The following is a 14329-nucleotide window of genomic DNA, read 5'->3' as shown; positions in this document are numbered from 1 at the left end:
ACGTAAAATAATGTGGCGTAAAAAGCTGGATTAAGATGCTAAATAACGGCAACTCGGCATAAGCACCTTATGCAAAAGCTAATTAACTGACTTGCTTAACCTTAATTTGATTCTTTTGCTCTAATTGTGCAGCTTTAGCACGAATACGTTTTTCTAACTGGTCAACTAAATCATCGTTGGATAAACGTTCTTTTTGGCGCTTTCCATCCACATAATATCCACTCATATTACGTGCTCCAGTTAAACCAATATCTGATACTTCGGCTTCGCCAGGGCCATTTACCACACAGCCAATGATTGATACATCCATCGGCGTTAATAGATCTTCTAGGCGCTGCTCTAAAGCATTAACTGTGGTGATCACATCAAACTCTTGACGAGAACAACTCGGACAGGCAATAAAATTAATCCCGCGCGAACGTATCCGCAGTGACTTAAGAATATCAAATCCGACTTTTATTTCTTCAACCGGATCAGCGGCCAGTGATATACGAATGGTATCGCCTATACCTTCAGCCAATAACATGCCCAAACCTACTGAGCTTTTAACTGCTCCAGCACGCAGGCCACCGGCTTCAGTAATACCTAAGTGCAAAGGTTGATCGATACGTTTTGCCAATTCACGATAAGCGCCAACGGCAAGAAAAACATCAGAAGCTTTAACACTGACTTTAAACTGAGTAAAATTTAACTTATCCAGTATATCCACATGACGCATGGCTGATTCAACCAAGGCCATTGGCGTAGGCTCACCATATTTTTCTTGCAGATCTTTTTCGAGTGAGCCGCCATTTACACCGATGCGAATAGGAATACCTTTATCACGGGCACAATCCACCACTGACTTGACTCTGTCCATACTGCCAATATTGCCAGGGTTAATGCGTAAACAGTCCACCCCGTATTCAGCCACTTTAAGGGCGATGCGGTAATCAAAATGAATATCGGCGATGAGTGGAATATCCACTTGTTGTTTAATCAGTTTAAAGGCTTCAGCGGCATCCATAGTGGGAATCGATACTCGAACAAGTTCGCCACCCACAGCTTGAATACGTTTAATCTGGGCCACGGTGGCGGCCACATCGGTGGTCGAGGTATTAGTCATAGATTGCACAGCGATGGGTGCACCATCACCAATAGCGACATTACCGACATAAATTCGTGTCGATTTTCGACGTTTAATAGGAGATTCAGCGAACATAGTTAATCTGATTAAACCTCAATGGTTCCGTAAAAAAAGTAAGTTATTCGGTAAAAGGTAAATTGAACTTGGCGGTAACACCCTGTCTGAAACCTGATAAGTCTACGTCTTGCCCATCGTAAGTAATTTTAACCACTTCAGGGGAGCACAAGATAACTGCAAAAGGTGGTGTGCCTGACACAGGCATTACGCGTCCTTGGGTTTTAGTACCGTAGGCGATATCTTCCCCCTTAGCATCGGTTAACTTCATCCAACAATCACTGGCAAAAGTAAACACCAAATCAATCGTTTCCAAAGGAGGCTCTTCAACTTGAATAATACCTTGGCGACTGGGGGCCAGCTCAAATATTTCAGACTCTGCCAAAGCTGGATTTGCTTCAGGAATTTCTTGAGCAGCAGTCGTTGACTCAGCTAAACCATCATCTGCCAATGAGGTTTGTGCAAACTCAGTGTCAAGGTCTTGCTCATTGCTGACATTGGTATCTGCGCCAGCTAAATTGTCTTCATTGCTAGCTTCAATTTTGGTTTTATTGGCGGATTTATCCACCATAACCGCGGGATTAAGTGTGGTGATAGTTGGGCTAGAACTGCTTTGTTGAAGCCACCAGATAACCACTAAAGCAATAACCACACCCACAATCAAATAAGTGACTAACATCAACTTATCGTCATGGGCTTGATGGGCGATACGCTTAGAAAAACTTTGCAGTTTGGCCGGTTCTTTGTTTTGAGTTTTTACGCTATCAAAAGCATTGATCACTAGTGCTTCTGGTATACCAACCTGTTTAGCGTAAAGCTTGAGATAACCTTTTAAAAAAGTCAGTGAGATATTAGCATCGTAATTATCCGCTTCGATGTCTTGGATCAAACTGTTTTTCAAACGCACTTTATCGGCGATATTCTGGGTCGTCAGATTTAAGGCTTCTCTGGCATCTTTTAAAATTTTGCCTGGACTAATTTGCGGCTGCTCTTCTAATTCTTCACTCATATTTTACTCTTGTTCGGTGGCAGTGTCGGGAGCCGTCAGGCGTAATTTTTTGCCGGCAAAAATGTCCGAGGCATTGGTTAAACTGTTCCATTCTATCAGACGTTGCATTTTAATGTTGTAACGCAAGGATATACGATACAAATTTTCACCGTCTTTGACGACATGAAATAACGGTTCGGCTGCAGATTGTTGTTCAACCTTGTCTACAATAGCGACTTCTGCTTCTTCAGTATCTTGTTTTTGTTGTTCGTTTGTTGGCAGCGCTTCTACTTTAGCGGTTGTTTCAGGCTCAGCGGACGCTTCGACATTCTCGACTTTGCCGACATTTTCTGGCATTTCTGGCATTTCAACAACAGCGGGCTCTGTGCTTTGTGGATTTTCTACGAGGGGCTTTCTATCGGCCTTTGCATCTTCTGGCTCATCAACTTGCGACTTAGCTTTTATTGATTTACGTACCACAGGTTGCACTACTTGAGTTAGTCGTTGTTTATAGACTTGGCTGGCTGGAGAATCCGGATACATTTTTAATAACATATCCCCATAACTCAGTGCAATTTCTAGGTTACCCAGTGCTTGTTCAATCTGGGTAGACAACAACAAACTCTCGGCATTAATTTGCGCGACTTTTTCATATTTTCGTAAAGTACTTCTGGCTTCATCCCACTTTTGCTCGCGCACTAAAGACTGAGTCAATAAAAATAGGCTTTTTGAACGTCCAGGCTGATGATTAACTGCGCTGCGTAAATATTCAGTGGCCTCAGCTTGATAGCCATTGCTCTGGCTGCATAAGGCTAAATTTTCGTAGGTTTCGGCACTAGATATATAGTTACTGCTGTTGATCGCCTTTAAAAAATATTCTTTAGCTTTGGGATATTTACCTTGCTGACATAAAAATGCACCGTAACTATTGGCGATATCGGCATTGTGAGGATCATAATCCATGGCTTTTTGGTAGGCACTTTCAGCGGCGGCAAACTCGCCTACCGACTGATAATAATAGGCTAAACCAAAATGCGCATCGGCAGAACGTGGCGCAAACTCCAAGGCTTTATCTAAATTAAACTTAGCTTGACTATAGTTGCCGTTTTTCAGATAGGTTAAACCCAATGAAACCCGAGTTTTAGCCGCTTTTTGTTGATCAAAATTATCACCCATCTTGGGGCCACTAGTTTGACTAGTGCAACCAATCACTAAGGTGAAAACAAAACAAAGTAAGTAACTAGAATATTTCATGGCGCTCATTCAACCTCTAAAAAATCTATTGTGCCATCTTTACCGAAATATTCTCGCCCTTAAGTTGTTTTTTCAACATTCTTTTTGTTCTATCAACCACATCGCCTACTAATTGACCACATGCAGCATCAATATCTTCACCACGAGTTTTGCGCACCACTACAATAAAGCCGTATTCCATCAAGACTTTAGCAAAACGATCGATACGAGAATTGCTAGAACAGGTATAGGGCGAACCTGGATAAGGATTAAACGGAATTAGATTAATTTTACTTGGTGTACTCGCTAATACTTTAGCCAGTTGATGAGCTTGGTCGGTGCTGTCATTAATACCATTAAGCATCACATATTCAACCGTCACTTTGCCTTGATTGGCGTTGGATTTTGCTAAATAACGGCGCACAGCGGCTAAAAACACTTCAATCGGATATTTTTTGTTTACCGGTACTATTTCATCACGCAGTTTATCGTCTGGTGCGTGTAAGGATATGGCCAAGGCAACATCTATTTGATCACCTAATAAATCCAGCGCAGGCACCACACCAGAGGTGCTTAAGGTGACACGGCGTTTAGACAAACCAAAAGCTAAGTCATCTAACATCAAATCCATGGCTGGCACTACGTTTTTAAGATTCAATAGTGGCTCACCCATGCCCATCATCACCACGTTGGTGATAGGACGACGAGCCGAGTCATTGTTCAAACCTATTGTAGTGGCCACTCGCCATACTTGACCGATAATTTCCGAGACTTTTAGATTACGGTTAAAACCTTGTTGAGCCGTCGAGCAAAAAGTACATTCCAGTGCACAACCTACCTGTGAAGACACACATAATGTTGCTCTGTCACCTTCGGGGATCCACACGGTTTCAACTTCTTGTCCACCTTCTAAACGCAAGGCAAATTTTATGGTGCCATCAGAAGCATTTTGTTGATAAGCGATCTCGGGGGCTCGCACTTCACAACTTGCAATTAATTTAGCGCGTAAATCTTTATTGAGATTAGTCATCAAATCAAAATCAGCGACTCCCTGCTGGTAAATCCATTTCATGACTTGATCAGCTCTAAAAGGTTTTTCACCTATTTCACTGAAATAAGCCCGTAAGCCCGCCCGATTAAAGTCAAGCAAGTTGGTTTTGATGGATTTCAGCGTTGATGTTTCAACAGTCACAGGTAACCTCGATATTCTAGACACACATTAAACTAAATTATAACCATGTCACCTCAAACTGCGCGGCAATTTAAAACTGCTAAGTTTAAACTGACATGGGTATAGATAGCACAAAAGGGAGCCAAGGCTCCCTTTTAAGTTAATTTATCAATAAAATTAACGTGTACGTGGGCAAAGTTCTTCATCAGCGAAGAAATAAGCAATCTCACGAGCAGCAGATTCAGCAGCGTCAGAACCGTGACAAGCATTTTCGTCGATAGAAGCAGCGTAGTCAGCACGTAAAGTACCAGCCAAAGCTTCAGCAGGGTTAGTTGCCCCCATAATTTCACGGTTTTTACGTACTGCGTTTTCGCCTTCAAGCACTTGGATCATAACTGGACCTGAAGTCATGAAGCTAACAAGTGCGCCAAAAAATGGACGTGCGCTATGCTCGGCGTAAAAGCCTTCAGCTTGCTCTTTGCTTAAATGTAACATTTTTGATGCAACAATTCGTAAGCCAGCGGTTTCGAAGCGATTGTAAATTGCGCCAATTACATTTTTTGCAACAGCGTCTGGTTTGATGATTGAGAAAGTGCGCTCTAAAGCCATTTTCTGGACTCCATAAATTAGTAAATACACAGCTAAAACAGGTTAGCAAAATTTTTCGCGCGGATTATATGCAATTAGTGCCTAAATACCTAATAGATCCCAAGAGTTTTTATTAACTCCCTCATTCAACAAGCAATTTATTAGTACTTGGACTCATTGGCTACGGGCTTTTTTCTGTTAGGCTTATACCAATGTTATTTATAGGAGAAAGCTTTTGATCCGATTTTTATTTTTACTGCCCGTTACTTTGTGTTTGATATGGTTTGTTTATTTGCGGATCCGTGGTTATAGCCTATCTCAGGGTAAACAGGGATTTATCTATATTTTGGTATCTTCAACCACTATCGCCATTTTTTATAGCGTAATGTTATGGCTGACTCAGCGTTAACTAATCAACAATATACCAGTCAGCTTATCTGACTGGTAAATCCCAGCAATGTACTTCACTAGTTGATAATAAAACCATGGTCATTAGCGTCGATCCTAACCATGCCATCGACACCTAAATTACCCGCAAGAATTTTTTGTGCCAAAGGATTTTCTATCTCAGTTTGAATAGCCCGTTTTAATGGTCTTGCACCATAAACAGGATCAAAACCTGCTTCGGCTAATTTTTCTAAAGCCGCTTGACTCAATTCTAATTTAAAGCCTTTATCAGCTAAACGTTGTCTTAAAGACAGCAATTGGATTTTAGCTATAGATTTAATTTGTTCACGACCCAGTGGATGGAAAACCACGGCATCATCAATCCGATTTAAAAACTCAGGGCGAAAATGTTGCGCGACCTCTCCCATCACCAAGCTTTTCATTTGCTCATAATTATTATCTCGATTGGCATCTTGGATAATATCAGAGCCTAAGTTGGAGGTCATGATGATCACGGTGTTTTTAAAATCCACCGTGCGCCCTTGTCCATCGGTCAAACGACCATCATCAAGCACTTGCAACAATATGTTAAATACATCCGGGTGGGCTTTTTCAACTTCATCCAGCAAGATAACTGAATAAGGTTTTCTGCGCACGGCCTCGGTTAAATAACCACCTTCTTCGTATCCCACATAGCCGGGAGGCGCTCCCACCATACGCGCCACTGAATGTCGTTCCATAAATTCAGACATATCTATACGTACCATGGCATCTTCGGTATCAAACAGAAAACTTGCTAAGGTTTTACACAGTTCGGTTTTACCCACACCTGTAGGCCCTAGAAACAAAAATGAACCTATAGGACGATTGGGATCTGATAAACCTGCTCTTGAACGTCTTATGGCATTTGCTACCGCACTGACGGCTTCAGCTTGGCCAACCACACGTTGATGCAATGCACTTTCCATATTCAGCAGTTTTTCTTTTTCGCCTTCGAGCATTTTGGACACTGGAATACCAGTCCAACGTGACAACACATCGGCTATTTCATGTTCGGTTACACGGTTTTTTAATAAGGTGGTTTCGAGATTTTCTGACTCGGTGGCTAATTCGAGTTTGCTTTCTAACTCTGGAATACGGCCATATTGCAACTCAGACATACGACTTAAATCTGAGGCACGGCGCGCTATTTCTAAATCTAGCTTCGCTTGCTCAAGTTCAGAGCGAATCGTTTGGGTGCCTTGCATTGCTTGTTTTTCGGCCAACCATACTGTCTCTAATTCCGAAAATTTGAGTTCAGCTTGTTCACGTTCAATTTCAATCAGCTCTAGACGTTTATGACTGGCGTCATCTTTTTCTTTGGATAGCGCCTGCTCTTCTAATTTAAGTTGGATCACTCGCCTTTCGAGTTTGTCCATTTCTTCTGGTTTAGAGTCCATTTGCAAACGGATACTCGATGCCGCTTCATCAATTAAATCAATGGCTTTATCGGGTAATTGGCGATCACTAATATAACGATGGGATAAAGATGCCGCTGCAACGATGGCCGGATCGGTGATTTCCACCGAATGATGTAATTCATAACGCTCTTTCAAACCACGTAAAATGGCAATGGTATCTTCGACACTGGGTTGATCCACCAATACCTTTTGGAAACGTCTCTCTAAAGCAGCATCTTTTTCGATATATTGGCGATATTCATTAAGCGTGGTCGCCCCCACGCAGTGCAAGTCACCTCGTGCTAAGGCAGGTTTAAGCATATTGCCGGCGTCCATTGCGCCCTCACCTTTACCGGCACCAACCATGGTATGCAGCTCGTCGATAAACAGAATAATCCGGCCTTCTTCTTTGGCGAGTTCATTTAGTACCGCTTTTAAACGTTCTTCAAACTCACCACGAAATTTAGCACCCGCAATCAACGCGCCCATATCCAGAGACAATACTCGTTTATGTTTAAGACCTTCAGGCACTTCACCATTAATAATACGCTGAGCTAAACCTTCGGCAATGGCGGTTTTACCCACACCCGGCTCACCAATTAACACTGGATTATTTTTGGTACGACGTTGTAAGACTTGAATAGTGCGGCGAATTTCATCATCCCGCCCAATAACAGGATCGAGCTTACCTTGTTCGGCTCGCTCGGTTAGATCAGTGGTAAATTTTTCTAAGGCCTGACGCACATCTTCGGCATTTTGATCGGTGACTTTTTGTCCGCCACGCATTTTTTCTATGGCTTTTTCAATTTTTTGCTCATCAGCACCAAATTGTTTAAGTATCTGCCCTAACCTACCTTTATCTTGCACAGCAGCCAGCACAAAGATCTCAGAGGTGATGTACTGATCTTTACGTTTTTGCGCAATTTTATCGCTTAAATTCAGTAAGACGATGGTGTCTTTGCCAAGTTGCACATCGCCACCTGTACCATCAACACGAGGTAGTTTATCCAATGCTTCTGCCAAAGCGGAACGTAAGCCGTTGATATTTAGCTGAGCATGATCAAATAAGGAACGAACCGAACCACCTTGTTGATTTAATAAGGCACTTAATAAATGCACTGGCTCAATATATTGATGGTCTCTGCCTAAGGCTAATGATTGAGCTTCAGAGATGGCTAACTGGAATTTGCTGGTAAAACTGTCTAATCGCATAATATGACTCCATAACGATTGTATATGAGTCAGTTATGGGTGCCATATAACCACAATTCAAGTAAGGTTTTTTAGAATCCAATAAAATTTTTAATATTTCAGCGTAAATAAACTGCACTGACCATGCGCCCTGTGGTGTTTAAACCCAGGTGTGTAGCGCGTCGATGAGAGAAAAATAACGAATCTTGAGCATAGGTGCAAAAATCTCCTCCTGTGATATTGCTTATTCCAAGGGCAGTCAGTTTGCGTCGAGCAATTGCATATAAATCAGCGAGGTATTTGGGTTGGTCTAGAGTGCTATTGGGGGAGGATATAAACGCCTCGGGATAGGCAGAAAAAGCCTGATAAACCTCGCTACCCACCTCAAAATTAGCCTGACTAATAGCCGGACCTAACCAGGCTAGCAACTCACTTCCAGCATCATTCATTTGTTTGACGGTGTTTTCGATGATGCCATCGGCTAAACCACGCCAACCAGCATGCACTGCTGCAACTTGAGTTCCTTGTTTATTACACAATAAAATTGGCAAACAATCTGCTGTCATCACTGCGCAAACCTGCATCGGCTCGCGAGTGCAAACTGCGTCCACTGCCAGTGATGCATTATTTTGCAAGGAAGCTTGTAGTGGCAATGTTAGGCACAGATTACTGTGCACTTGTTGCAGCCACACAAAATTTTTATGGTTGCTGAGTTTTTGGCGATTTAACTCCACTGTCTTTGCATCGTCACCCACATGTTGGGCGACATTAAACGATGCAAAAGGTGGCAGCGAGTCACCACCAGTGCGACAGCTTGTATAAGCCACCACATTAGCCGGTGCTTGCCACTTAGGTTTAATTAAATCAATCTCAGGCAAAACTAAATCTCACCATTGCCATTAATGACTTTGTCGCCACGAATTATCGACAACAAATGCACAAAATCGGCAGGCAATGGCGCATGCCAGCTCATCCAATCACCACTTACCGGATGCACTAATTCTAATTGCACCGCATGTAATGCCTGACGGCGAAAGGCGCGTAAGGTTTCAATAAACTCCTCGTTGGCGGCTTTAGGTGGACGTGGACGACCACCATAATTAGGATCGCCCACAATAGGAAAACGAATATGCGACATATGCACTCGTATTTGGTGAGTACGACCCGATTCTAATTTAAGTCTAATATAGGTATGAGCGCGGAATTTTTCTTTTACCCGATAATGAGTCACCGCTGGCTTACCGGACTCGCGCACCGCCATATTGATTCGTTTAGTTGGATGTCTACCTATAGGCGCATCTACTGTGCCACCTGCCACCATAGTACCGTAAACAATAGCTTCGTATTCGCGGCTAACTTCACGGGCTTGCAACTGCTCGACTAATTTAGATTGGGCAATAATGGTTTTGGCCACCACCATCAAACCGGTAGTATCTTTATCTAAACGATGCACAATGCCTGCACGCGGCACGTTGGCAATTTGGGGTGCATGGTTAATTAGCGCATTTAAGATTGTGCCACTGTTATTACCTGCACCAGGGTGCACCACTAAGTTAGCCGGTTTATTGATCACTAAAATGTCATCATCTTCGTAGACGATATCTAACTTGATTTTTTGACCTTCGTGTTGCACCTGTACTTCAATGGTGGCGTTGATTTCAATCGTTTCTTCGCCCATCATTTTTTCACGGGGTACGTTAACTACGTGGTTATTTATGGTCACACAATCGCTTAAAATCCATTCTTTTAAGCGTGAACGTGAATAATCAGGGAACATTTCGGCTAAAGCTTGATCTAAGCGTTTGCCAAATAGATTTTGCGGTACACTTGCTTGCAAGTGAATTTTTTCACTGTGGGTAGACATTCAATAAAGATCCAGTAGGGTTACATGACGATTAATATGTGCATAGCCCAATTTGCTAGGGTAGAATGCGCAGCAATTATCGATAAACGACTATTCTAACGGATTTTTGATACTCAATGAACGACATATCAGGTATCAGTCAATAAATAAGAGTAATTAGAAACAATATGAGCAAAAGATCTTCAATTTATACCTTAATGCTAAGCGGTGTGCTTATCTTAGTAGTAGGCTGTTCCTCATCTCCAGATGAACAGGATATCGTCATTGGAAACCGCAGCGAACAAGCGATGTACTTGGATGCCAAAGAAAAAATGAAGTTAGGTAACTTCGGTGCGGCGACAGCCACCCTTAGCTCCCTTGACTCCAAATATCCTTTTGGTCCTTACTCCCATCAAATCCAGCTTGATCTCATTTATAGTTATTACAAATCGGGTAAAAGCACCGAAGCCATTGCCACCATTGACCGTTTTACCCGCCTCAACCCTAATCATTCCGATGTGGATTATGCTCTGTATATGCGTGGTTTAACCAATATGGAAACCGATAAAAATTTATTTCAAGAATTGATTGGTATCGACCGTTCTGATCGCGACCCTTCCCATTCTCGTGAAGCCTTTGAAGATTTCAGACACCTGATTGAAAAGTTTCCCGAAAGTAAATATGCCGCAGATGCGCAAAAACGCATGTTGCATATTAAAAGTCGTTTAGCTAAATATGAAATAGCCATCGCACGTTTTTACATGCGCCGTGAGGCTTTTGTCGCTGCAGCTAACCGTGGCCGCTATGTACTGGAATATTATTCAGACACCACCCACGTGCAAGAAGCGCTGGAAATCATGGTGGAATGTTATGATCAGCTAAATTTGGAAGAGCTCAAAATCAACGCCATGAAAACCTTAAAACTTAACTACCCCAATAGCAGTTTTATTAGTTAAGTAGCAAGTAATTCGATGTTCGATGAAAAAGCGCTAGCCTAGCGCTTTTTTTGTGTCTGAGGTTTATTAGGAGATGGTGCAGAGTTTCTATAAATATTCGCAACTAAAGCAACACCGACACAAGCCACTTCAAATGAAACATATGCTTGATACACGTCTCTTATCGCACAGACTAATACAGCGATAGACAAGTACTTATTCCAGCACCGAAATAGGCTCAGAGATCTTAGGTTTACCTTGTTTAATCGCAATCTCTACCCGCCGATTGCGACTACGACCTTGCGCATCTTTGGCTTGCACCAGAGGATCAGTATCAGCTTTGCCCACTACAGACATACGGCTTTCGTCAAAACCAGGAGCCTTGCGTAATTCTTCGGCCACTGCCACAGCACGCTGGGCAGATAAATCCCAATTAGAGCGATACAGTTCATTGGAAATATGCTGACTATCACTGTGCCCAGAAATTTCTACATCTCCTGGCATATCCGCCAGCACCATACCAATTTTGCGTATAATCGGCTTAAACTGGGGTTGTAAAAAAGCCGAGCCTGCCGAGAAAGAACCATTCTCGCGGATCCTTATGGTGATTTGCTGACCTAAAGATTCCATCTCGATGGCCCCATCAACAATTTCTTTTTCTAATTGTTGCTCCACCTTTTTCAGGCGCTCACTGGTTTGTTCTTGGCTGGGATCTTTACTCTGAGCAGTTTGACTACTCGCACTTTGCTCGCTGGCAGTTTGTTGGGCTGCCCCGCCTCTTTGCTCACCCCGTTGTTTTTGTCTGCCGCCCGCAGAATCTTCACTACCGGCTTGAAACTCTAACATCTGCTGAGTCATTTCGATGGTTTGTTGTTGAATAGTATCAATAGGCGTGGGTTCTGGGCGCCCAGGTCTAAACTCCATGGCAATCACGCTGGTGCCTTTGGGAATATCTTTGACTTCAATTTTATTCTGCACACCAAAAGCAAACTTCATCGAGCCTGCGATTTGTTTAAACTTAAGTACGTCCATTTCCGAAAAGGATAACAACAAAACAAAAAAACACATCAATAGCGACATTAAATCGGCAAAGGTGCCCATCCAAGCAGGTAGACCCTCCGGTGGACAAACGGGACAATCTTGTTCGTCAGCCATAGCTTACTCGGCGTCCGCTTCTTTACCGCGTTTATTCGCAGCAAGATAACTTTTCAAAATACCTTCAATAACCCTCGGGTTTTGCCCATCAGCTATACCAATGATGCCGTCGAGCACTAAACTTTGATTGAGCTTTTCTTCGTCTGCACGGTTACCCAGTTTTACCGCTATTGGCAAACAAACAAGGTTGGCCAACATTGCACCATATAAAGTTGTTAACAAGGCCACGGCCATCGCCGGACCGATAGATTTAGGATCATCCATGTTTGATAACATGGCAACAAGTCCCACCAGTGTACCTATCATGCCCATGGCAGGTGCCACATCGCCTAAGCCTTTAAAAATACTTTTACCAAATAAATGGCGCTCTGAGGTCATGCTAATATCTTTGGCTAACGTGGCTCTAACCACTTCCACGTCATGACCATCTACCAACATATCCACCCCTTTTTGCATAAAAGGATTGGCAATTTCAGCTTCTTCTAAGGCCAAAAACCCCCCTTTTCTGGCAGCATCGGCCATTTCGACAATTTTTTCAATTTGTGACTCTGGGGTTTCGATTTTGAACATAAAGGCTTTACCGGCTATTTTTCCGGCACCAAAAAATTGTCCAAGAGTATATTGAGACAAGACCACAAAAAGACTGCCACAAAATACAATCAGGATAGAAGGTACGTTAACAAACATCATTAATTCCCCCCCCTGCACCATTGCCATAACGACAAAGCCGATAGAGCCAAGAATTCCTATTATGGTTGCTAAATCCACACTCTACTCCCAAAGATAACTAAACAGATCATGTTAACTGAAACCACTATAATGCAGTTTGCCGTATAAAAGGCCATCTTAAAACAACTAAATTACTGACATATTTCAGTATTTTATCGACTAATTAAGCAGATACTATAGGCCCATATTAACAAAACAGGATAAGTTGCTAAACAACCACCAAATAAAGCAGCTAAATGACATTGAAAAGTGTTTGACCCGATTTTTTTGCTCAGGTATGGTGCGCTCAACTTGGCACTTAGGCCAGCCATATCGAAGACAATATGACCACGCGTAAAAAAGTAGAAACCTTATCCTTTGAACAGTCGATGCAAGAACTTGAAACCATAGTCAGTAAAATGGAACAAGGCGATTTGCCCTTGGAAGATGCTCTGCAAAATTTTGAACGAGGCATCCAACTGGCCCGATTGAGTCAGCAGAAACTGAAAGATGCTGAGCAAAAAGTACAGATTTTGATGAGCCAAAATGGCCAGGCTAACTTGTTAGATTTCGACACTGATAATACTGACAACTAATGGATCTTAACGAATACCAGCAGCAGGTTTCCCACGCTGTTAATAGCTATTTAGTTGATGTCATTGAGCGACTGCCAGAACACGCACCACAATTAAAACAGGCCATGCGTTATGCCTTGTTAATTGGAGGCAAACGTATGCGACCGTTTTTGACTATGGCCTGTGGTGAAATGATCGGTCTTAAAGCCGCTGATTTGCTAGGCCCTGCTGCTGCCATTGAAGCAATCCATGCGTATTCCCTAATCCATGACGATTTACCCGCCATGGATGATGACGATCTGCGTCGTGGACAACCTACTTGCCACATTAAATTTGATGAAGCCACCGCGATATTGGCCGGTGATGCCTTGCAAACCCTTGCTTTTGAAATACTCTGTCATTGTGAATTAAGTGACAAAACCCAAGCTAAGCGCATTGATTTGGTTAAAATATTAAGTCAGGCCGCTGGTTATTCGGGCATGTGTGGAGGCCAAGCTATGGATTTGGCCGCGACTAATCAACTCATTGACCAACAACAACTTGAATCATTGCACAGCAAAAAAACTGGCGCCTTGATCTCTGCCTGTGTGTCGATGGTAATGGCCTTAACAGATGACGTAAGTACAGAAAATAACATGCACATGCAGCGTTATGCCCAACTCATCGGCCTAGCGTTTCAAGTGCAAGATGACATTCTTGATGTGACTAGTGATTCGGCCACCTTAGGTAAACCACAGGGTTCAGACCAAGCATTAAACAAAAGTACCTATCCGGCTCTGCTTGGATTAGAGCAAGCGAAGGCTTATCTGTACGACTTACATCAACAAGCGCTTCAAGCTTTGCACGCTTTACCTTACAATACCCAGATGTTGGAATCTTTTACCGATTTCATTATTCAGCGCAAGTATTAAACCAAACTAATATTTGTATGGCATT

General features: G+C 42.7%; 14 protein-coding genes. 4 read left to right on the top strand and 10 right to left on the bottom strand.

What is annotated here, in order from left to right:
• Positions 1 to 82: 82 nt before the first annotated feature.
• From ispG to ndk, 5 genes are all read right to left on the bottom strand, one after another.
• Positions 83 to 1201 (bottom strand): flavodoxin-dependent (E)-4-hydroxy-3-methylbut-2-enyl-diphosphate synthase, encoded by a 1119-nt coding sequence (gene ispG, locus AX660_RS19565; protein ID WP_068380886.1) that lies wholly within the window; start codon positions 1199 to 1201, stop codon positions 83 to 85.
• Positions 1202 to 1244: 43 nt separating this feature from the next.
• Positions 1245 to 2189, bottom strand: a complete 945-nt coding sequence (locus AX660_RS19560; RefSeq protein ID WP_068380882.1) for a RodZ domain-containing protein — start codon at positions 2187 to 2189, stop codon at positions 1245 to 1247.
• A gap of 3 nt (positions 2190 to 2192) precedes the next feature.
• A complete protein-coding gene (pilW, locus tag AX660_RS19555; protein WP_082769036.1) occupies positions 2193 to 3422 on the bottom strand; it encodes a type IV pilus biogenesis/stability protein PilW in 1230 nt (409 codons plus the stop codon).
• A 25-nt stretch (positions 3423 to 3447) separates the two neighbouring features.
• A complete protein-coding gene (locus AX660_RS19550; protein WP_068380876.1) occupies positions 3448 to 4593 on the bottom strand; it encodes a bifunctional tRNA (adenosine(37)-C2)-methyltransferase TrmG/ribosomal RNA large subunit methyltransferase RlmN in 1146 nt (381 codons plus the stop codon).
• Between the two features lie 156 nt (positions 4594 to 4749).
• Entirely contained in the window at positions 4750 to 5181 is a 432-nt protein-coding gene (ndk, locus tag AX660_RS19545; protein ID WP_068380874.1) for a nucleoside-diphosphate kinase, read from the bottom strand.
• 214 nt (positions 5182 to 5395) lie between these two features.
• On the opposite strand from ndk, the gene AX660_RS23425 reads away from it, so the two are divergent.
• Positions 5396 to 5569: a hypothetical protein gene (locus AX660_RS23425; protein ID WP_164483522.1), complete on the top strand. Its 174-nt coding sequence runs from the start codon at positions 5396 to 5398 to the stop codon at positions 5567 to 5569.
• A gap of 58 nt (positions 5570 to 5627) precedes the next feature.
• Here the strand turns inward: AX660_RS23425 and clpB are convergent, their stop codons facing one another.
• The 3 genes from clpB to rluD form a co-directional block, all read right to left on the bottom strand.
• The gene (gene clpB / locus AX660_RS19540) at positions 5628 to 8198 is read right to left on the bottom strand and encodes an ATP-dependent chaperone ClpB (RefSeq protein WP_068380870.1); all 2571 of its coding nucleotides are present in this window, start codon (positions 8196 to 8198) and stop codon (positions 5628 to 5630) included.
• Between the two features lie 98 nt (positions 8199 to 8296).
• Entirely contained in the window at positions 8297 to 9055 is a 759-nt protein-coding gene (gene pgeF, locus AX660_RS19535) for a peptidoglycan editing factor PgeF (protein ID WP_068380868.1), read from the bottom strand.
• A gap of 2 nt (positions 9056 to 9057) precedes the next feature.
• Positions 9058 to 10041, bottom strand: coding sequence for a 23S rRNA pseudouridine(1911/1915/1917) synthase RluD (rluD, locus tag AX660_RS19530; RefSeq protein ID WP_068380866.1), 984 nt, complete (start codon positions 10039 to 10041; stop codon positions 9058 to 9060).
• Between the two features lie 167 nt (positions 10042 to 10208).
• Here rluD and AX660_RS19525 point away from each other — a divergent pair, with 167 nt between their 5' ends.
• Complete coding sequence (locus AX660_RS19525) at positions 10209 to 10976, top strand: outer membrane protein assembly factor BamD (RefSeq protein WP_068380864.1); 768 nt, start codon at positions 10209 to 10211, stop codon at positions 10974 to 10976.
• A gap of 195 nt (positions 10977 to 11171) precedes the next feature.
• Here AX660_RS19525 and AX660_RS19520 read toward each other — a convergent pair whose 3' ends face one another.
• Positions 11172 to 12110, bottom strand: coding sequence for a flagellar motor protein MotB (locus tag AX660_RS19520; protein WP_068380862.1), 939 nt, complete (start codon positions 12108 to 12110; stop codon positions 11172 to 11174).
• Between the two features lie 3 nt (positions 12111 to 12113).
• On the bottom strand, positions 12114 to 12878 hold the full coding sequence (gene pomA, locus AX660_RS19515) for a flagellar motor protein PomA (protein WP_068380859.1): 765 nt from the start codon (positions 12876 to 12878) through the stop codon (positions 12114 to 12116).
• Positions 12879 to 13162: 284 nt separating this feature from the next.
• Here pomA and xseB point away from each other — a divergent pair, with 284 nt between their 5' ends.
• Positions 13163 to 13414: an exodeoxyribonuclease VII small subunit gene (gene xseB / locus AX660_RS19510; protein WP_068380856.1), complete on the top strand. Its 252-nt coding sequence runs from the start codon at positions 13163 to 13165 to the stop codon at positions 13412 to 13414.
• Positions 13414 to 14304: a (2E,6E)-farnesyl diphosphate synthase gene (gene ispA / locus AX660_RS19505; RefSeq protein ID WP_068380851.1), complete on the top strand. Its 891-nt coding sequence runs from the start codon at positions 13414 to 13416 to the stop codon at positions 14302 to 14304. Before xseB ends, ispA begins: the two co-directional genes overlap by 1 nt.
• Positions 14305 to 14329: the final 25 nt, after the last annotated feature.

It is taken from the genome of Paraglaciecola hydrolytica (assembly GCF_001565895.1).
Classification (GTDB): domain Bacteria; phylum Pseudomonadota; class Gammaproteobacteria; order Enterobacterales; family Alteromonadaceae; genus Paraglaciecola; species Paraglaciecola hydrolytica.
This window is presented reverse-complemented; position numbering and strand designations above follow the sequence as displayed.